The sequence below is a fragment of the Pseudoclavibacter sp. 8L genome (assembly GCF_902506465.1).
Classification (GTDB): domain Bacteria; phylum Actinomycetota; class Actinomycetes; order Actinomycetales; family Microbacteriaceae; genus Pseudoclavibacter.
The window spans coordinates 1,044,186-1,062,998 of record NZ_LR733185.1 but is presented as its reverse complement, the minus strand read 5'-3'; the positions used below and the strand labels follow the sequence as shown (position 1 = coordinate 1,062,998).

General features: G+C 68.7%; 20 protein-coding genes. 12 read left to right on the top strand and 8 right to left on the bottom strand.

Features of this window, described 5'->3' with window-relative positions; all coding sequences use genetic code 11:
* Positions 1-41: 41 nt before the first annotated feature.
* Both GV007_RS05005 and GV007_RS05000 read right to left on the bottom strand, forming a co-directional pair.
* Entirely contained in the window at positions 42-1,538 is a 1,497-nt protein-coding gene (locus GV007_RS05005; RefSeq protein ID WP_160071250.1) for a catalase, read from the bottom strand.
* 53 nt (positions 1,539-1,591) lie between these two features.
* Entirely contained in the window at positions 1,592-2,056 is a 465-nt protein-coding gene (locus GV007_RS05000) for a Fur family transcriptional regulator (protein WP_160071249.1), read from the bottom strand.
* 84 nt (positions 2,057-2,140) lie between these two features.
* Here GV007_RS05000 and GV007_RS04995 point away from each other — a divergent pair, with 84 nt between their 5' ends.
* The 4 genes from GV007_RS04995 (at position 2,141) to GV007_RS04980 (ending at position 5,510) form a co-directional block, all read left to right on the top strand.
* Entirely contained in the window at positions 2,141-3,037 is an 897-nt protein-coding gene (locus GV007_RS04995) for a spermidine synthase (RefSeq protein ID WP_236558339.1), read from the top strand.
* 86 nt (positions 3,038-3,123) lie between these two features.
* Positions 3,124-3,696, top strand: a complete 573-nt coding sequence (locus tag GV007_RS04990; RefSeq protein WP_104242710.1) for a hypothetical protein — start codon at positions 3,124-3,126, stop codon at positions 3,694-3,696.
* 11 nt (positions 3,697-3,707) lie between these two features.
* Positions 3,708-4,181, top strand: a complete 474-nt coding sequence (locus GV007_RS04985; protein WP_160071248.1) for a SprT-like domain-containing protein — start codon at positions 3,708-3,710, stop codon at positions 4,179-4,181.
* A 123-nt stretch (positions 4,182-4,304) separates the two neighbouring features.
* Positions 4,305-5,510 (top strand): mechanosensitive ion channel family protein, encoded by a 1,206-nt coding sequence (locus GV007_RS04980; protein ID WP_160071247.1) that lies wholly within the window; start codon positions 4,305-4,307, stop codon positions 5,508-5,510.
* A 19-nt stretch (positions 5,511-5,529) separates the two neighbouring features.
* Here GV007_RS04980 and GV007_RS04975 read toward each other — a convergent pair whose 3' ends face one another.
* Positions 5,530-6,558, bottom strand: coding sequence for a pirin family protein (locus GV007_RS04975; protein ID WP_160071246.1), 1,029 nt, complete (start codon positions 6,556-6,558; stop codon positions 5,530-5,532).
* Between the two features lie 65 nt (positions 6,559-6,623).
* On the opposite strand from GV007_RS04975, the gene GV007_RS04970 reads away from it, so the two are divergent.
* The 3 genes from GV007_RS04970 to GV007_RS04960 all read left to right on the top strand — a co-directional run bounded on the left by GV007_RS04970 (position 6,624) and on the right by GV007_RS04960 (position 9,857).
* Positions 6,624-7,667, top strand: coding sequence for a threonine aldolase family protein (locus GV007_RS04970; RefSeq protein ID WP_328809431.1), 1,044 nt, complete (start codon positions 6,624-6,626; stop codon positions 7,665-7,667).
* Positions 7,668-7,708: 41 nt separating this feature from the next.
* Positions 7,709-8,224 carry a DUF6630 family protein gene (locus GV007_RS04965; RefSeq protein WP_160071244.1) on the top strand — a complete coding sequence of 172 codons (516 nt, stop codon included), beginning with the start codon at positions 7,709-7,711 and terminating at the stop codon, positions 8,222-8,224.
* 94 nt (positions 8,225-8,318) lie between these two features.
* A complete protein-coding gene (locus tag GV007_RS04960; RefSeq protein ID WP_160071243.1) occupies positions 8,319-9,857 on the top strand; it encodes an HNH endonuclease signature motif containing protein in 1,539 nt (512 codons plus the stop codon).
* 12 nt (positions 9,858-9,869) lie between these two features.
* Here the strand turns inward: GV007_RS04960 and GV007_RS04955 are convergent, their stop codons facing one another.
* Entirely contained in the window at positions 9,870-10,073 is a 204-nt protein-coding gene (locus GV007_RS04955) for a hypothetical protein (RefSeq protein WP_160071242.1), read from the bottom strand.
* 188 nt (positions 10,074-10,261) lie between these two features.
* Between GV007_RS04955 and GV007_RS04950 the strand changes: the two genes are divergently transcribed.
* Entirely contained in the window at positions 10,262-10,765 is a 504-nt protein-coding gene (locus GV007_RS04950; protein WP_160071241.1) for a GNAT family N-acetyltransferase, read from the top strand.
* 16 nt (positions 10,766-10,781) lie between these two features.
* Positions 10,782-11,576, top strand: coding sequence for an alpha/beta hydrolase (locus tag GV007_RS04945; protein WP_236558338.1), 795 nt, complete (start codon positions 10,782-10,784; stop codon positions 11,574-11,576).
* Here the strand turns inward: GV007_RS04945 and GV007_RS04940 are convergent.
* Positions 11,573-12,151, bottom strand: coding sequence for a TetR/AcrR family transcriptional regulator (locus tag GV007_RS04940; protein WP_160071240.1), 579 nt, complete (start codon positions 12,149-12,151; stop codon positions 11,573-11,575). The two genes, GV007_RS04945 and GV007_RS04940, sit on opposite strands and share 4 nt — an antisense overlap.
* A 110-nt stretch (positions 12,152-12,261) precedes the next feature.
* Here GV007_RS04940 and GV007_RS04935 point away from each other — a divergent pair, with 110 nt between their 5' ends.
* Positions 12,262-13,308 (top strand): NADP-dependent oxidoreductase, encoded by a 1,047-nt coding sequence (locus GV007_RS04935; protein WP_160071239.1) that lies wholly within the window; start codon positions 12,262-12,264, stop codon positions 13,306-13,308.
* On the opposite strand, the gene GV007_RS04930 is transcribed toward GV007_RS04935, so the two are convergent.
* Positions 13,271-13,564: a hypothetical protein gene (locus GV007_RS04930; RefSeq protein ID WP_160071238.1), complete on the bottom strand. Its 294-nt coding sequence runs from the start codon at positions 13,562-13,564 to the stop codon at positions 13,271-13,273. The genes GV007_RS04935 and GV007_RS04930 overlap by 38 nt on opposite strands.
* Positions 13,565-13,699: 135 nt before the next feature.
* On the opposite strand from GV007_RS04930, the gene GV007_RS04925 reads away from it, so the two are divergent.
* Entirely contained in the window at positions 13,700-15,112 is a 1,413-nt protein-coding gene (locus GV007_RS04925) for a M20 family metallopeptidase (protein ID WP_236558337.1), read from the top strand.
* Positions 15,109-16,113, top strand: a complete 1,005-nt coding sequence (locus GV007_RS04920; RefSeq protein ID WP_160071237.1) for an ATP-grasp domain-containing protein — start codon at positions 15,109-15,111, stop codon at positions 16,111-16,113. The genes GV007_RS04925 and GV007_RS04920 overlap by 4 nt, the downstream gene beginning before the upstream one ends.
* A gap of 30 nt (positions 16,114-16,143) precedes the next feature.
* Here GV007_RS04920 and GV007_RS04915 read toward each other — a convergent pair whose 3' ends face one another.
* Complete coding sequence (locus GV007_RS04915; protein WP_328809430.1) at positions 16,144-17,511, bottom strand: NtaA/DmoA family FMN-dependent monooxygenase; 1,368 nt, start codon at positions 17,509-17,511, stop codon at positions 16,144-16,146.
* Between the two features lie 24 nt (positions 17,512-17,535).
* The gene (locus GV007_RS04910) at positions 17,536-18,729 is read right to left on the bottom strand and encodes an LLM class flavin-dependent oxidoreductase (protein ID WP_160071236.1); all 1,194 of its coding nucleotides are present in this window, start codon (positions 18,727-18,729) and stop codon (positions 17,536-17,538) included.
* Between the last annotated feature and the right edge of the window lie 84 nt (positions 18,730-18,813).

The window sequence follows — 18,813 nt, the reverse complement described above, 5'->3', positions numbered from 1 at the left end:
AGCTCTCTCGAGGGGGCACGCCTGTCTGTGCCGGTCAGCGACTAGTGGCCGACGCCCACGGGTGCCGGGTCGGTGTCCACGGCGTTCGCCTCGACGGCGGCGCGGATGCGCGCACCCGTCTCGGCGTCGATGTTCGTCCAGTACTGGAAGGCGTTCGAGCGAACGGGCTCTACAACCGTCTCGAGGGCTCCTGCCACGGTCTCAACGAGTCGGTCACGCTGCTCCGGCGAGTAGACCTCGCGAATGAGCGTGCCGGCCTGCGAGAAGTCGTCGTCGTCCTGGCGGAGCGTGTAGGCGCTGCGCACGAGATCGCCGTCGGTCTCCCAGGAGTTCTCGACCGGGCCCGTCTGGTCCGCGTAGGGGCGACCGAACGAGTTCGGCGCGTAGACGGGAGCCGCACCGGAGTGCGAAACCGTCATGTTGCCGTCGAACGTGTACGAGTTCGTGGAGTTCTTCGGCCGGTTCACGTCGAGCTGCTGGTAGTTGGTGCCGATGCGCGCGCGCTGTGCGTCCGGGTACGCGAAGACGCGACCGAGGAGCATCTTGTCGGGCGAGATGCCGGTTCCCGGCACCTGGTTCGACGGGGAGAACGCGGCCTGCTCGATCTGCGCGAAGAAGTTCTCGGGGTTGCGGTTCAGCTCGAGCGTTCCGACCGGGATGAGCGGGTAGTCGGCGTGCGGCCATACCTTCGTGAGGTCGAAGGGGTTGATGCGGTAGGTCTTCGCCTCCTCGAAGGGCATGACCTGAACGCTCAGCTTCCAGCGTGGGAAGTCCTTGCGGCCGATCGCGTCGAAGAGGTCACGGCGGTGGAACTCGGCGTCCGAGCCAGCGAGCTTCTCAGCTTCATCGTTCGACAGCACCTCGACGCCCTGCTCGGAGATGAAGTGGTACTTCACCCAGAAGCGCTCACCTGCAGCGTTGATCCACGCGTAGGTGTGCGAGCCGTAGCCGTTCATGTGCCGCCACGACTGCGGGAGTCCACGGTCGCCCATGAGGTAGGTCACCTGGTGGGCGGTCTCCGGGTTGAGGGTCCAGAAGTCCCACTGCATGCTGTTGTCGCGCAGTCCGGAGTCTGGGAGGCGCTTCTGCGAGCGGATGAAGTGCGGGAACTTCATCGGGTCGCGGAGGAAGAAGACCGGCGTGTTGTTGCCGACGATGTCGAGGTTGCCCTCGCTCGTGTAGAAGCGAAGCGAGAAGCCACGCACGTCTCGCCACGTGTCAGGGGAGCCCTGCTCGCCGGCGACGGTCGAGAAGCGGAGGAGCGTCTCGCTCTCGGCGCCCTGCTGGAAGACGGCGGCACGCGTGTACTGCGACACGTCTTCCGTCGCCGTGAACGTGCCGAACGCGCCGGCACCCTTGGCGTGCGGGTTGCGCTCCGGCGTGCGCTCGCGGTTGAAGCTCGCGAGCGTCTCGACGAGGCGCACGTCGTGGAGCATCAGGGGGCCGTCTGCCCCGGCACTGAGGGAGTTGCGGTCGCTCTCGGTGGGCGAGCCGTTGGTCTCGGTCGATGGGACTGTCGGGTCGATGTACTCAGTCATAAACGCTCCTTGTCGGATTCATCTGGGCTGTGGACTGGGAAGGGGATCTGGGGTCAGGGCGTCGCGCAGTCGGCGCAGACACCCCGATACACGACTTCCGCCGTGTGCACCGCGAAGCCGCTGGGCGAAGCTGGAACGAGGCACGGTGCCTCGCCGACGGCGCAGTCGATGTCCTCGATGCGGCCGCATTCGTCGCAGACGGCGTGATGGTGGTTGTCGCCGATACGGGTCTCGAACCGGGCCGCGGTGCGCGGCGCATCGAACCGGCGCACGAGGCCGGTGCGGCCGAGGTCGTCGAGGATTCCGTAGACGGCCTGCAGGGTCAGCGAGCCGAGCTCGGCGCGCTGAGGGGTCGCCGCGGCGAAGATTCGCTCCGCAGACGAGTGCGGGCTGGCGTCGAGCAGCTCGAGCACCGCGACCCGCTGACGGGTGACGCGAAGACCGGCCCGGCGCAGCGAGGACTGCCAGAACGCGGAGTCTCGTCGCTCTCTGCTCGCGTGCTCGATGCTGGTGGCCATGGGACCATCGTGGCCGTTCTTTTGAATGATTCCAAACAAGGTCACCCTTGCTCGAAATCCGCGTGTCTCTGCTTGACTTGCCAGGTGTCGCCAGCCAGCAGCAAGATCCCAAGCAGTGCAAGTCCCGCGACGAGCGTGACGCTCGACTCCGGAGCTCAGGCCCGGTTCTCGCGTGACGGAGAAGAGTGGACCCTCATCGTCGACGGCACCCCGCAGTCCGCGGTCAACCCGCTCGACCCCAGAGAGCTCTCCTTCGGCTACATCCGGCACATGGGCTACGTCCTCGACCTCGCGTTCCCCGAGGCGGAGGCGATCACCGCCCTCCACCTCGGCGCTGGAGCACTCACGATCCCGCGCTACGTCGACGCCACGCGGCCGCGCTCGAGGCAGCAGGTCGTCGAGCTCGAGAGATCCCTCGTCGACTTCGTGCGCGAGGTCGTTCCGCTCCCCGCCGGCGCGAGCATCCGCATCCGCTACGGAGATGCCCGAGAACAGCTCGGCAGACTCCCCCGAGGGCTCCTCGGCTCGGTCGACGCGATCGTCGTCGACATCTTCTCCGGCGCCCAGACGCCGGCGCATGTCACAAGCGTCGAGTTCTTCGCCGAGCTCGAGCCGTTCCTGCGCCCGGACGGCATCGTGCTCGTCAACATCGCCGACGGCCACGATCTCGCCTTCGCGCGGGCCGAGGTCGCGACCCTGATCGAGGTGTTCGGCGAGGTCGCGCTCGTCGGCGACCCGGCCATGCTGAAGGGGCGCCGCTTCGGGAACATCGCCGCGGTCGCCTCCCGCTCGCCGGAAGCGCTCTCGCTGCCTGGCCTCGAGAGGCGCGTCGCGTCGGGCTTCCCGCCAGCCGTCGTCGTGCGCGGGAAGGCGGTTCGCGAGTTCGTGCGCGGCACGGAGGCAGCGCGCGACGCCTCCGCGACGGCGTCGCCACTGCCCGGGAAGAGCGTCTTCCGCGAGCGCAGGCAGGGCGGCTGGTAGTCGCGAGCAGAAGGCCGACCGACAGGCTCTCCACAACGCGGCGAGGGATGCGCCCATTCCGTCGCGGCTGCGGCTAACCTGCTGGGGTGTCAGACGCTCCCATCATCCTCGGCTACGACCCGGAGACCCTCCGCGAGCGCATCGACATCGACGCCGCGGAGGCTCGCCTGGCGGAGATCGCCGTGCTTCGATCCCTCTCCGCACTCAACGAGAAGGTCGCGCTGCTGCGCATGCTCGGCCGGCTCGACGAGGCGTTCGACACCGCGCAGACCGCGTACCGCCAGTCGCGGTTCACGGGCGCCCGCGAGGATGCCCTCGCCGCTCGCATCCGCAAGGCGCAGGTCCAGCAGTTCCAGGGCAAGCACGACGTCGCGCTGCAGGACCTGAACAACTGCGTCGACGAGGCACTCACCCACGAGTGGGACGAGCTCGCGGCCTTCGCCCTGCAGCATCGCGGCAAGGTGCGCTTCGAGCAGCGCGAGTACACCGACGCGCTCGTCGACTTCGAGCGCGCGCACGAGCTGCGCCTCGCCAGGGGCGTCGCAGCCGACCAGCTGCAGTCCTCGAAGTTCGCGATCCGCGTCACCCGCGCGATCCTCGAGGGCGACGAGGAGCCCTCCTCGGAGCTGAGCGAGCCGATCACCTCGATCGACTCCTAGGGGCAGGGTCCGTGGCCGACCTGGCCAAGGTGCGAGTCTGGGCGGAAGCCCTCATCCGCATGCACCTCGACGAGAGCTGGAGCTTCGGCTTCGATCACGCGAAGAAGCGCGCGGGTGCCTGCAACTTCCGAGACAAGCGCATCACCGTCTCGCGCTACCTCTCGGCCCGCTACGACGACGACACCGTGCACCAGACGCTGCTGCACGAGGTGGCTCACGCCGTCGCCGGGCACAAGGCGGGACACGGCCCCGAATGGAAGCGCATCGCCGACGAGCTCGGCTACGTCGGCGGTCGCACGCACGACGGCGAGGTGGCGACCGAGTTCGCGAAGTGGGTCGGCGTCTGCCCGAACGGGCACGAGGTTCTGAGGTTCCGCCGCCCGACGCGCGGCAGGCTCGTCTCCTGCCTCCGGTGCGCACCTTCCTTCGACCGGCGGTACCTCATCCAGTGGCGGGAGCGCTCGGAGGCCGAGCGGCGGGGCTGAACCCCGCTGGCGAGATGCGCGCGCTGGCGGGCAGGCCAGGCAGCACGGAGGCTCGCTCACTAGCGTTGCTTCCCCAGCCCTCCACTCTCGCACGGAGGGGCCCTCCACTCCCCGAGGAGGAACGTGCTCGATCCCTGGTGGAACTTCGCCCTCTGGATTGCCGTCGCCGTCGTCGCGGCCGTCGCTCTCACCGCGCTCGTCGCGCTCATCATCCGCCTCGTCGCGAAGCGACTTCGCTGGCCGGAGCCGCTCGTGCGACACACGCGGCGTCCGTTCCGGGTCGTCGTGCTCATCATCGCGCTCTGGGCCGCAGTCGCCGTCGCCTTCCCTTCCGACGGTGACGGGTCCTGGCGCGACCTCATCTACCACGCGCTCACGATCTTCATCATCGCCGCCGGCGCCTGGCTCATGGCGGGACTCGTCGCCTTCTCCACGGACATCACACTGGGCCGCAACCGCATCGACGTGGCGGACAACCGCGTGGCTCGGCGCATCCGCACGCAGACCCTCATCCTCCGGCGGCTCGCCGTCGCGGTGATCATCGTCATCGCGCTGGGGGCGATCCTCCTCACGTTCCCTGCGGTGCGGACCGTCGGGGCCAGCCTCCTCGCGTCCGCTGGCATCGCCTCCGTGGTCGCGGGCCTCGCCGCCCAGTCGGTCCTCGCGAACATCTTCGCGGGCCTCCAGCTCGTGTTCAGCGAGGCGCTGCGCGTGGACGACGTCGTCGTGGTCGAGGACGAGTGGGGGCGCATCGGCGAGATCACGCTGAGCTATGTCGTCGTCGACCTGTGGGACGACCGCCGCCTCGTGCTGCCGTGCACCTACTTCACGACCCAGCCCTTCCAGAACTGGACCAGGCAGGGCAGCGAGCTCCTCGGCTCCGTGGAGCTCGACGTCGACTGGCGCGTCTCCCCGGCGCTCATGCGCGAGCGCCTCGCCGAGGTGCTCACGCAGACCGACCTCTGGGATGGGCGGGCGCAGGTCCTCCAGGTGACCGAGGCGACCGGCGGGCTCGTCCGTATCCGCATCCTCGTCACCGCGGTGGATGCACCCACCCTCTTCGACCTGCGCTGCTTCGTTCGCGAGGCCATGGTGACGTGGATTCAGCGCACCATGCCGTCGGCACTGCCCGTGCAGCGTGTGCTCATCACCGAGTCGGCGGGCCCGGGCGACGCCGCATCGCGCGCCTCGCAGGCGGAGGACACCAGGAGCGACGACGACAGCGCCAGCGGGTCGGGGCTCTTCACCGGCAGCGTCCAGGCGCAGGAGCGGGCATCGGTGTTCACGAACGCCATCCCCATCATCGACCCCGAGGACCGCGAGCGATAGCGGGCCGCTCCGGGACGGCTCAGTCCTCGCGGGTTCGTCCGCGCGGACTGAGCCGGACGTTCGGGAGTGCCGGAGCGGCGAGCGTCCTGCCGTCGTGGCTGTCGACGCGGCCGAAGCGGTCATCAGTGGCGGGGCTCGTCCTGCCCCGCTGCCACTCGTCGCGAGCTGCCGCGACGTCGTCGTGGGAGGAGCCGACGAAGTTCCAGAACATGACGATCTTCTCCTCGAACGGCGCGCCACCGAGCAGCAGGGCCCGCCCGCCGTCACGCGCGCCCACGATCGCGAGGTCGGTGCCGGTGGGCAGGTAGCCGACGGCCCCGACGGGAAGCTCGACATCGTCGACGGTGATGCCGGGCGAGCACGCGAGGATGCCGTGCTCGTAGCTGCGCTCGAGGTCGAGCTGGGCCTCCGCGCAGCCCGAGAAGGCGAGCTCGACGCCGACGAGCGGCGAGAAGCTGGGGGCCTGCGAGCGGAGACCCGCGAACTCACCCATGAAGACGGTCGCCTCCACGGGGGCCCCTGCCGTCGTCGGTGAGGAAAGTCGCAGCGATGGGCACCGGTCCAGGCCGATGAAGGCGGGCGCGATGTCCCGCTGCGCTGCCGGCAGGGCGACCCAGAGCTGCACGCCATGCAGCACGCGGGCCCGATCCGGGCGATCAGCAGACACCTCCGAGTGAGCGATGCCGCGTCCGGCGGTCATGACGTTGACGCCACCGGGCTCGACCTCGTGGAGACTGCCGATGGAATCCCGGTGCACGACCTCGCCGGAGAACAGCCAGCTGACGGTCTGCAGTCCGGTGTGCGGATGCGGGGGCACATCCATGCCAGCACCCGACGGCACATCCACGGGGCCGTAGTGGTCGATGAAGCACCAGGCGCCGATGAAGTGGCGGAACTTGTTGGGCACCGATCGCAGGACAGGCAGTGAGCGCGGGCCTCCCAGCGGCACCTCACGCGGCAGGAGCAGCTCGATGCCGGCAACCACCTGCCCGGTCTCGTAGGCGGCCTGCAGCTGTGCCTCGATGGAGTTGGCCTCCGCATTGCTCATAGCTCAGAGCGTAGACGCGAACCCATGAGTTCTCATCGATGTGGCGCGTGCGGAAGAATGGATCGGTGATCACGCAGCTGCACGACCCCCACCTCCGCACCTTCACCAGCGACAACGCCGCGGGCGCTCACCCGCAGGTACTGGATGCGCTCGTCACCGCCAATGGCGGGCATGTCGGCGCCTACGGGGGCGACCCCTACTCGGCAGCGTTCCAGGCACTGTGCAGGGACCTCTTCGGCCCAGAGGCGATCGGCTTGCCGGTCTTCAACGGCTCCGGTGCCAACGTCGTCGCGCTGCAGTCGATGGTGCCGCGCTGGGGCGGCGTCGTGTGCCCGGCGTCCGCGCACATCAACACCGACGAGAACGCCGCCCCGGAGCGCGTCGGCGGGGTGAAGCTCCTCACCGTCGAGACGGTGGACGGCAAGCTCGTTCCGGCAGACATCGAGCGGGCCGCTGCAGTACGCCGCGACGTGCACCGGGCCACGCCCCTCGCCGTGAGCATCAGCCAGGCGACCGAGGTCGGCACCGCCTACTCGCCAGATGAGGTCCGGGCACTCGCCGAGGTCGCCCACGCGAGCGGCATGTGGCTTCACGTCGACGGCGCCCGTCTCTCGAACGCCGCCGCTTACTTCGGCTGCACGCTGGCCGAGGTCTCCAGCGCGGCCGGGGCCGACGTCATCAGCCTGGGCGGCACCAAGAACGGCGCGCTGGCCGCCGAAGCGGTTGTCGTCGTCAACCCGGAAGCCGTCTATGGCTCCGAGGAGGCCCGCAAGATCGACCTGCAGCTGTCATCGAAGATGCGCTTCATCTCCGCCCAGCTCCTCGCACTGTTCGGCGACGAGCTGTGGCGCGAGAACGCGGAACACGCCAACGCCATGGCCGCGCGCCTCGCCACCGGCATCGAGGGCGTCCACGGCTGCTCAGTGCCACTCCCCCGCCAGGCGAACGGCGTCTTCGCCGTCCTCCCCGGCGAGGTCGCCGAGCGCGTCAGCGAGAGCTACGCGTTCCACACCTGGGACGCGTCTCGCGGCCTGGTCCGCTTCCTCTGCTCCTGGGACACCACCGAGCACGACGTGGATGCCCTCATCGCGGCAGTCGCGGGAGCGTAGGCCAGCCGCGTGGCTCCGTGTGGGCGGGTACCCTCGGGGCCGTGACTGACTACACCGCCTGGGAACGCCTCTGCACGCTCATCGACGACGACCCCGAGATCTGGCCGAGCGTCCAGCAGGCCCTCGAGGGTGAGTCTCTGGACGAAGACGAGGACATGGGCAAGGACCAGTCCGGCGAGGACCGCGACGAGAGTGGCGTCGAGGAGGACGACGGCGCAGATGAAGCGTGGGGCGCGCTCATCGACGCGCTCGACGACTGTGGAGCGCTGGCCTACCTCCACGCCGAGGACACGGGCATGGAACTCGCAGACGCCCTCGCCGGAGTGCCTCGGATCGTCCGCCTCGGCCTCGACACCGACGAGGTCGGCGACGTGGACGGCGACGTGCCGACGGCAGCCGCCGCAGCTGATGCGCTCCTCGCGCCCGCGGGGCTCGCACTCGTGTTCCTCGAGGAGGACAGCGATGCCCACCCGCTGGTGGTCGTACCGCGCGAATCCGTCACCGAGATCGTCGACACGGCCGCCGCGCTCGGCTTCGTCGCGAGGCAGCTGCCCTGAGGCAGACCTGAGGACGCGTCGATCGCAGCGACTGCGTCTCGCAAGTTATTCACAATTCCTCGAATCTACATTCGAGTGATGCTACGATCGAACCATGTACCAAGCGGCGGCGAAGTTCGAGGAGCGGTGGCATTTCGATGTCAACGACCCGGCCTCCGTCGCCGCCGAACGCGCCGCCATCCTGTCCGAGACCTCCCGCATCGAATCCGCCAAGCGTGCGGTCGACGCCGAGCAGATCCTGCTCGAAGCTCGTGCGTACAACTTCGGCTACCTCCTCGACCTCGCCGAAGGGCATCCCGAGATGGGCATGCACGTACGGTCGATCTCGGCAGAGATCTCGATCGAGGTGCAGGCGAAGCACGGCTTCGTCATGAGGCAGCTCGCCGGTTCGTGGAACGCCGTGCGTGAATTTCCGGCCGCAGTGGACGCCGTGGCCGACGGGCGCATCTCCGGTCGCCACCTCGATGCCATCGTCAGCTCAGGGCTCCTCGTCACCCACGAGGTCGAAGCCGAGCAGACTGCCCTGCGTGCCCAGTATGTCGACCTCGCTCTCCGAGAGGTGAGCACCCAGATCCTCACGGACGCGGCACTGAAGCGGCTGACCTCACGCATCGCAGAGGAACTCACGCGAGTCCCGCTCGCCCAGCGGCGCAAGGTGACACGCATGAAGGGCTTCGTGTCCGTGACCGACTCCGGTGACGGACACGGAGTGCTCCACGTCGGCGGCTCACTCCTTCTCCTCACCGCCGTCCGGGACAGAGTCCGAAAGCAGGCGACGCTTGTCCTACGAGCTCGATCACGGGCGCAGAAGGCTCAAGCAACGGGAGAGGTACCGCCCGGCGCTGCCGACGAGCGCACCCTCGGCGAGGTCAGCGCTGACCTCATCTGCGACCAGCTCCTCACGAGCGAACCGACCTCCGCACCCCTGGCATCCGGGGTCCAGGCGAAGGTGCACCTGGTCATCCCCACGACCACACTGCTCGCCGACGAACGCGAACCCGGCCACCCTCCGGCTCTCCTCGATGGCCTCGTACCGGTACCGCTCGACGAAGCCAAGCGTCTCGCGGCCAACGCCCCCATGTTCACGAGAATTCTCACCCACCCGATCACGGGCACTGTCCAGGCCGTGGACACCTACAAGCCAACAGCGGCGATGCGGCGGTTCCTAGCGGCGCGCGACGTGCACTGCCGGTTCCCCGGTTGCCGACTCCCAGCGCGCGGATGCCACATCGACCACACCCATGAGTGGCAGCACGGCGGTGCAACCTGCACGAACAACTTGGAGCACCTCTGCGTGTTCCACCACGTCATGAGGCACGCAACACCGTGGTCAGTTCTGCAACTCGAAGGCGGAGTCCTTCAGTGGACGACACCAAGCGGAAAAGTCTTGACAGACAGACCCGACAGGCAAGGCGTTCGCTTCGCGCCGTCGGCGGACGCCGGAAGCACCAGCCCGCCGAATGCAACGAGTGAGGCGGATGCAAGGCCTGGGTCTGGGTCAGGGTCAGAGACAGAGACAGACGCAGGACCAGACACAGGCACAGGCACAGGCACAGGCACAGGATCGGACGCCGAGCGGGGCAGCAGCGCCCAGCCAGAACGCGACGCGGGCACCGACCCTCCGCCGTTCTGAGGCCTCGTCGAGCTAGACCTCTTCGATACCGACGCCGCGCAGCAGAAGCCTCTGCTCGCCAACCCCTGCGCGCTCCGAGAGAAAGACCCGCGAGAGCACCTCTTGCAGACGAACGACGAACGACGGAGCGCCGGCCGCATGCCCGTCGTTCGTGCGTCCGCCCGTCGTGCGGTTGTCGGTCAAGCGGCCGTGCGTCATGCGGAGCGTGATGCTCATGATCTGCCCTCTCGTGCGGCACCGGTTGGATAGGTCGTCCCGTCAGCGTAGGAATCCCCAGTCCGGAGGAACAGCAGCCTGCGCAAGACGGACACACGAGACGACACCGCGCTTCGCGGGGCGAAACACGGCGTCACCTGGGGGCCGAACGAAGAGCGAGACGCCCGGAGGCGGAGCAACATGTGCGCATGACAAATGCGCTCACCGTCCGCCACCTTGACATCACCTCCGCCGAGGTGTCGGAAGTGCTCGACATCCTCGACGCGGAGTACCGGACCAGGTACCGGGAGTTCTACAAAGACGACATCACCGCGTACCCCGTCACCGACTTCACGTCCCCCGACGGCGCCTTCATCGGCATCCTCGAGGGTGACGTCCTCGTTGCCGCCGGCGCCATCCGCCGATACGACTCCACCACCGCAGAGGTCAAGCGCATGTGGACACGCGACACGCACCGCCGCCGCGGACTCGCCCAACAGGTCCTGCGAGAACTCGACGCAGCAGCCGGCGACCTGGGCTACACCCGCATCTTCCTCACCACCGGCTCCCGGCAGCCCGAAGCAGTCGCCCTCTACCGAGCGTCGGGCTTCGAAGGTGGCGAACGACGCATCCCGGAATTCGACCTCCCCATCTTCGCGTTCGAGAAACACGTCGGCCGCACCACCCTCACCGAGCGTCCCTCCCACAGCTGAGCGATATCCTCTGCGGGTGCCAGCAACTCCCCCGAACCAGCAGCCACCACGACGCAGAAGCAGCCGGCTGCGCCGCGCGCTGATCTGGACGTTCTCCATCATCGCCGCGGTCTTCGTCGTCGCCATCGCGGCATTCCTGATCTGGGCGAACGTCGGGGTCATGGCAGCCGAACCGGAACCCCTCGCATCCGTCACCAACGACCCAGCCATCTCGGTCACCGAGGTCGACGGCACCCTCGTGCTGAGCCCGAGCGAGGAGCCAAGCGACACCGGACTCGTGTTCATCCCCGGAGCCAAGGTCGAGCCGTCGGCCTACGCCGCGAAGCTCTCGAGCCTCGTCACCGACGACAACATGACCGTCGTCATCCCGCAGCCGCTCCTCAACCTCGCCTTCTTCGACACCCGCACGCTCGACGACTACGCGGCCGTGGCCCCCGAGGTCACCACCTGGTCCGTGGGAGGGCACTCCCTCGGCGGAGTCCGCGCCTGCCAGCTCGCCGAGTCGCCGGACGTCGCCGGCCTGCTGCTGTTCGGCAGCTACTGCGCCAACGACCTCGCCGCCGACGAGTCGCTCGACGTGCTCAGCATCACAGGAAGCGCCGACGGGCTCAGCACCCCGCAGAAGGCAGCGGATGCACGCGGCCTGCTCCCCGCCGACGCCGAGACCCTGGAGATCGAGGGCGCGAACCACGCGATGTTCGGCAACTACGGCCCGCAGTCCGGCGACGGAACAGCGACGATCCCCGACGAGGACGGGCGCCAGCAGATCGCCGCGGCGACCTCAGCATGGGCGGCAGAACTCCAGCCCTAGGCGGAAGGCACGGCGTCACGCTGAGTGAGTATCCGTCGCACGGTCGACTGCACGTCGACGGACACGTCGGGGAGGTCCTCTTCTGGCAGGGAGAGCCGGTGCAGGACGGCCCCGTCGATGAACGCGAACAGCGCTGACGCACAGGCCTCGGCATCGTCGACGCCGAGACCGGCGATAGCGCCCGCCGCCCAGCCCCGTAGGCGATCACGGCCCACCCGGATCGCCTCGGCGACCATCGCGTTGTGGGTTCCCTCGAGGACCAGGACGTACCGGGCGAGCGCCTGCACTCGCCCGGCGCCGGTCATGTCGTCGACGGCGGCGCCGATCGCCGCGCAGAAGCGGTCCACGCTCGGCTCGCCCCACTCGTAACTCAGCAGCCACTCGGCGTAGTCACTGCGCTCCAAGCGACCGATGACACCCTCGATGAGCGCCTGCCGGGTCCTGAAATGGTTCGAAGTCGACCCCCGCGGGAGCCCCGCCTCGGCATCGACCCGCACGTGCGTGAGCGCACGCATGCCGCCAGATGCGAGGAGCTCAAGAGCGGCGGTCAGCGAACGATCACGCGTGGAGGGCACCCCCGAACTCTAGACGCAGAGATCTCGACACGAAAACTACGGACGTAGTGCATCCACTACGAATGTAGTAATCGGCCGGTATGGTCAGAATGCTGTGATTGTCTGACGTGATGACCTCAACCGCCATCAGCACGCAGATCCAGCTCGCCTCCCGCCCGGAGGGGTGGCCCAAGGAAACGGACTTCCGCACGGTCACGGTCGAGTACGCCGAACTGCAGCCGGGTCAGGTGCGCGTCGAGAACCTCTTCCTCTCGGTCGATCCATACATGCGAGGTCGCATGACCGACGCGCCGAGCTACGTCGCCCCGTACGCCCTGGGCGAGACACTCACCGGCGGCGCGGTCGGCGTCGTGGTCGAGTCGACCAGCGATGACGTGCCGGTCGGGGCCCACGTGCTGCACGCCTTCGGATGGCGCGACATCGTCCAGGAGGACGCGGCATCGTTCCGCGTCGTCGACGAGATTCCCGGTGTCCCACTGTCGCTCTACCTCTCGATGCTCGGCATGACCGGCCTCACCGCCTACGTCGGCCTCACCGCCATCGCAGGGCTCAAGGAGGGCGAGACCGTCTTCGTGTCCGGCGCGGCGGGAGCCGTCGGCACCGCCGTCGGACAGATCGCCCGCAAGCTCGGCGCCGGCCGCATCATCGGCTCAGCGGGCACAGCCGAGAAGGTGGCCCTCCTCACGGAGAAGTACGGCTTCGACGCAGCCTTCAACTACAAGGAGCAGCCCGTGCGGGAGCAGCTCGCAGCGGCGGCGCCAGACGGTATCGACGTCTACTTCGATAACGTGGGAGGCGACCACCTCGAGGCGGCACTCGACGTCTTCAACCGGGGCGGCCGAGCGGCGCTGTGCGGCGCCATCTCGAGCTACAACGAGCGCGAGAAGCCAGCGGGCCCGGACAACATGGCCAACCTCATCAAGCGAGCCCTGCGACTCGAGGGGTTCACCGTCGGAGGCTACGGCCACCTCGCCGGGGAGTTCCAGCAGCAGATGGTCGAGTGGATCCGCGCGGGCGAGATCGCCTACGACGAGACGGTCGTCGACGGCCTGGACAGCACCGTGCAGGCGTTCCTCGACATGATGCGCGGTGCCAACACGGGCAAGATGATCGTGGATCTCAGCGGTGAAGCGCGCGCTCGTGTCGCGTGTGCATGACGAGCCCTGGCACGAACAGAACGAGAGCGACGGGAAGCATCGCGAAGAGCCCGATGACGTGCCACAGCTGCCCGGCGGCGATGACAGCCAGGAGGGCCCCACCCATGCGCAGCCAGCTCGCGAACTTCGGCGTCCCCGGCGGGTCCCTGAAGATCGGCAGCCTGCGCCCGGCACCCGCCCGGCCGACAAGGAAGTGCGCCCAGGTCGTGAGCACGAGGCTGAGCCCGAGCAGCACGGCACCGAGGATGAACATCACGCTGCCACTGTAATCGAGATTCACGTTACGGCCCACGACGGCGACCCCGACACGGCCCACCACGCTCCCGGAGAATCGAGGCACGATGGAAGCGGACGGCCCACCCGGGGCTGCCGGCGGCAAGGAGCACACCACGTGAGCGAAGCAGCGGACCCGACCAGCGCACCCAGAGCAACAGGGGCGACCCGCGGAATCCGGGTGGGCGCATCCCCCACGACGCCCAGCACCACCTACCTCGACCTCGTCGCCGCGGAGACCGCCATCGCGGCGGCTGCTGCGCCGCGCATCACCTCATCGCACGACGGAGCATCCATCGAGGACGCGTCGGCCATCCGCGTGGCCGCCGATTCCCTGCAGCCCGAGCTGGTCGAGCTCTCCCACCGCATCTTCGAGTACGCCGAGGAGGGCTTCGAGGAGACGCAGAGCGTCGCCGACATCGCCGAGCTGCTCGCGGAGCACGGCATCTCGGCACAGCTCGGAGCCTTCGGGCTCGACACGGCGCTCGTCGCTGAGCTCGTCGTGGGCGAAGCGAAGCCAGATTCGAGAGATGCACCGACGGTCGCGATCCTCGCCGAATACGACGCTCTGCCCGGAGTCGGGCATGGCTGCGGGCACAACATCATCGCCGCCTCCGCAGTCGGCGCCTTCCTCTCGCTCGTCGAGGCGAGCCGCCGCCGCGAACTCCCCGCCGGCCGGATCGTGCTCTACGGCACGCCCGCAGAAGAAGGCGGCAACGGGAAGGAGATCATGGCGCGGGCTGGCGCTTTCGACGACATCGACGCCGCCATCATGATCCATCCGTTCGGCTACGACGTCACCGACCAGCCATTCATCGGACGACGCATTCTGCGCGTGCGCTACTACGGCGTCCCGGCGCACGCCTCCGCCTCGCCGTTCCAGGGCCGGAACGCGCTCGACGCCGCCAACCTCAACTACCAGGCCACGGGCCTCATCCGGCAGCACCTCTACCCCGGCGACCGCATCCACGGCGTCATTCTCGACGGCGGGCAGCGCCCCAACGTCGTGCCGGAGTTCGCGGAGCTCGAGTACTACGTCCGCTCGAACGCGGCAGAGACCCTGAAAGAGCTGAGCCTGCGCCTCGAGGACATCGCCAACGGCATCGCCCTCGCGACCGGCACCGGCGTCGAGGTCGAGTGGGACCCGCAGCCGTTCACGATGCCGCTGCGCTACAACACGCCCCTCTCCGAGCGGTGGGCGGTGCACCAGGAGGCGCGGGGCCGACGCGTCCTCACGAAGGCGTCCGTGCCATCGCACCTCGCAGCATCCACCGACTTCGGCAACGTGAGCGTTCGCGTGCCGGGCATCCACCCGGTCATCGCCATCAGCCCGCCGGATGTGAGCCTGCACACGCGCGAGTTCGCCGAGTACGCGACCAGCGACGCCGCGAGCACGGCCATCGCCGATGCGAGCGCCGGCCTCGCCCTCGTGGCCGCCGATTTCCTCGCCGACTCCAACCTCCGTGCCGCCGCACGCGCCGACTTCGACGCGGCCGGCGGCGCACTCGATGTCGAAGGTTTCTTCTCATGAGCGCAGCTCCCTCCTCCCAGCCCGTAGCTGCGGGCCCCGTCGTCTACGCCCTGCACGAGAACCCCGAATGGTGGCCGCCGTTCCAGGCCGCCTTCGACGCGGCCGGCGTCCCGGTCGTCGAGTGGCGGCTCGTCGAGGGCGTGCTCGACATCGACGCGCTCCCGCCAGAGGGCATCTTCTGGTCGCGCATCAGCGCCTCGTCGCACACCCGCGACCACGCACTCTCGAAGGACTACGCACGCTCGGTGCTCAACTGGGTGGAGGCTGCCGGCCGACGCACCGTCAACGGCCGGCGGGCCATCGAACTCGAGGTCAGCAAGGTCGACCAGCTGACGCTCCTGCGCCGCGCGGGCATCGACACGCCCCGCACGGTCGCCGTCATCGGCAAGCAGGGGCTGCGGGACGCTGCGAGGGAGTTCCCGACGCCCTTCATCACGAAGCACAACCAGGGCGGCAAGGGCCTCGGCGTGCGCCGCTTCGACGCCTTCGCCGATTTCGAGAGCTACCTCGACTCCCCCGAGTTCGAGGAGCCGCTCGACGGCATCACCCTCCTGCAGGAGTACCTGCGACCGGCAGGCGGGTTCATCACCCGCGTCGAGATCGTCGGCGGCGAGCACATCTACTCGATCGCGGCAGACACCATCCACGGCGGGTTCCAGCTCTGCCCGGCGGATGCCTGCGCGATCGACCCAGATACTGGGCGCCCGGTCGTGCCACCTGGTGCCGAGCTCGCGCCGGAGCCAGGCACCTCGATCTTCTCGCTCCGACAGGGCGGACACGACGAGCTCGTCGAGCGCCTCGTCGCGTTCACGAAGGACATCGGCCTCGAGATCGCCGGCATCGAGTTCATCGAGACCGAGGACGGCCGTCAGGTGGTGTACGACATCAACACGAACACCAACTACAACGCCGACGTCGAGCGCGTCGCCGAAGGATCCGGGCCGGGCGCGATCGCCGCTCTCCTCGGGCGCATCCTCCGCGAGACCTACCCCAACTCGTAGTCGAACGCAGCGCCTCGGCCCAGCTCCGGGTCAGTGCGCGAAGGCCGAAGGCGCGCGCGTTCCTCGCTCGGGCACGGGAATGCCGAGGTTGTCCCGAAGCGTCGTCCCCGTGTACTCCTCGCGAAGCGAGCCGCGCTCCTGGAGGATCGGAACGACACGGTCCACGAACTCGTCGATGCCGCCCGGGGTGAGATGCGAGCCGATGACCAGGCCGTCCGAGCCCTCGTTCTGCACGAAGTCGTCGATCTCCTCGGCAACCTGGGACGCCGTCCCGACGTACCGCACACCGCCGAGCTCGTGGCGCGCGAACTCGCGGATGCTCCAGTCGTTCTCCCTTGCCTTCTCGCGCCACCTGCGCACAGTCGCGAGGCGGTCGCCGTAGGTGAAGGCCCGGCCCTCGATGATGGGCGCGCTCTCCCCATCCGGGTCGAAGTCGGGCAGCGGACCATCGAAGTCGATCTCCGAGAAGTCTCGGTTCCAGACCTGCTCGAGTCGCACCTGGATGGTGCGCGGGCTCAGCTGCTGCTCCGTCACCCAGCGCGCCTTCTCCTGCGCCTCCTCGCGGGTGTCGCCGAGCACGAAGCTCGACTGCGGGAGGATCTTGAGGTCATCCCGGTTGCGCCCGAAGCCCTCGACCCGACCCTTGATGTCGGCGTAGAAGTCTCGTGCCTCCTCGAGGCGCGAGTACGGGGAGAAGATGACGTCGGCGTTGGCGGCCGCGAAGTCGCGACCCTGCGGCGAGATGCCGGCCTGCACGATGATCGGTCTGCCCTGTGGACTGCGGGGAACCGTGAACCGACCGCTGATGTCGAACTGACTCGTCGAGACGTCGAAGCGCCCCTCGTCGGCGGAGTCCAGGAACCGGCCGGACTCCTTGTCAGCGACGATCGCATCCGCCGACCAGGAATCCCACAGCTCCCGGACCGTGTTGACCGTCTGCTCTGCCCGCTCGTAGCGCTCAGCATGCGGGAGGAAGCCGCCGCGTCGGAAGTTGGCACCGGTGAACGCGTCGAACGACGTGACCACGTTCCAGCCAGCCCGCCCCCCGGACAGGTGGTCGAGGCTGGCGAACTGGCGCGCGAGCTCGAACGGCTCGTTGAAGGTGGCGTTGATGGTGCCCACGAGCCCGATGTGCTCGGTGACCGCGGCGATGGCGGCAAGCACGGGAATGGTATCGGGGCGCCCCGCGATGTCGTGGTCGAAGATCTCGCCCCGCCGCGAGCGCAGCGCGAGACCCTCCGCGAGGAAGAAGTAGTCGAACTTCCCCGCCTCCGCCTTCTGGGCGGCGTGCTTGAACGTCGAGAACTCGATCTGGCTCCCCGCATCCGGGTGCTCCCAGAGGGTGTGCTCGTTGACTCCGCCGACGTAGGCGGCGAGGATGATCTGCTTCTTGGTCACGATGATCTCCTGATCGAGTCGGGCCTAGACGGCGGCGTAGCGGTTCGGGACGGTGGTCGGCAGGCCGAGGAGGCCGCGCAGGGAGCGTGCTTCGTAGCGCTCCCTGAAGAGCCCCTTCTGCTGGAGGAGGGGAACGACATCGGCGACGATGCGGGGAAGGTCGTCCGTCACGACTCCGGGGTGCAGACGGAAGCCGTCGTAGCCGAGCGCCGAGAGCGTCTCGAAGTGCTCGACGAGCTCGGAGGCCGAACCGGTGAATACCGCCGGCGGCTGCCCGAGCGTGCGGCCCTTCGCGTCGAGGCGCGCAAGACGAGCGGCCCCGGTCTCCTCGGGCCCGTCGAGGAACACGGCCACGTCGACGTAGACGGAGAGCGGCTCGCCGGCACGGCCCACCTTCTGCTCGGCAGCCCGCACCTCCGACAGGATGCTCACGGCCGAGGCGACATCCGACGGGGTGACGAAGAGCAGATCGGAGCTCGCGGCGGCGAACTCGTACGGCACCTGGGCGTGCCCGAGGGAAGCGACCACGGGTTGCCCCTGCGGCGGACGCGGCGTGATCGACGGACCACGCACGCTGAACCATCTGCCCTCGAACTCGACGCGGTGCACCTTCGCCGCATCGAGGAAGCGGTCCGTGGAGGCGTCACGGACCTCCGCGTCGTCCTCCCAGCTGTCCCAGAGCCTGCGCACGACCTCGACGAAGTCGTTGGCCTCGGCGAAGAGGTCGCCGATGTCGGCGGTCGATGCGCGCTCGAGGGTCTCCAGGAACTCCGCCGGGTCGCGGCGCCCGAAGTGCGTGTGGTCCGACCCGATCGAGAGTCGAGCCTGCCAGCCGGCGCGACTCTCGCTCGTGTAGTCGAGCGTCGCGACAGCCTTGGAGACGTGGAAGGGCTCGGTGTGCGTCGTCGTGACGGTCGGGATGAGACCGATGCTGTGGGTCACGGGGGCTACCCGCGAGGCGATGAGCAGCGCATCCAGTCGACCCCGAACCTCGTCGGTGCGATCGTCGTCGTGCAGCCGCTCGGACGACTGCAGCGCCAACGAGTCCTCGATGGATACGAAGTCGAGGAGCCCCTGCTCGGCGAGCTGGACGAGCCCCACCCAGTAGTCGGGCGTGAAGAGCTCGTCCGGACGGGCGCTCGGCTCCCGCCAGGCGGCCGGGTGGATGCCGGCGCCATCGAGTGCGACGCCGAGGTGGATTCGGGGTGGGTTCGTCATGGTCTGACGCTAGGTGGCGCCTCGCGGCGGGACCACGGCGCCTGACGCACCCCGTTACGCGTCGCAACGTGGGGACATGTTCGT

Coding starts and splice junctions, on each gene's coding strand:
- GV007_RS05005 (WP_160071250.1), bottom strand. CDS start 1,538: ATGACTGAGTACATCGACCCGACAGTCCCATCGACCGAGACCAACGGC.
- GV007_RS05000 (WP_160071249.1), bottom strand. CDS start 2,056: ATGGCCACCAGCATCGAGCACGCGAGCAGAGAGCGACGAGACTCCGCG.
- GV007_RS04975 (WP_160071246.1), bottom strand. CDS start 6,558: ATGAGCAATGCGGAGGCCAACTCCATCGAGGCACAGCTGCAGGCCGCC.
- GV007_RS04960 (WP_160071243.1), top strand. CDS start 8,319: ATGTACCAAGCGGCGGCGAAGTTCGAGGAGCGGTGGCATTTCGATGTC.
- GV007_RS04955 (WP_160071242.1), bottom strand. CDS start 10,073: ATGAGCATCACGCTCCGCATGACGCACGGCCGCTTGACCGACAACCGC.
- GV007_RS04950 (WP_160071241.1), top strand. CDS start 10,262: ATGACAAATGCGCTCACCGTCCGCCACCTTGACATCACCTCCGCCGAG.
- GV007_RS04935 (WP_160071239.1), top strand. CDS start 12,262: ATGACCTCAACCGCCATCAGCACGCAGATCCAGCTCGCCTCCCGCCCG.
- GV007_RS04920 (WP_160071237.1), top strand. CDS start 15,109: ATGAGCGCAGCTCCCTCCTCCCAGCCCGTAGCTGCGGGCCCCGTCGTC.
- GV007_RS04910 (WP_160071236.1), bottom strand. CDS start 18,729: ATGACGAACCCACCCCGAATCCACCTCGGCGTCGCACTCGATGGCGCC.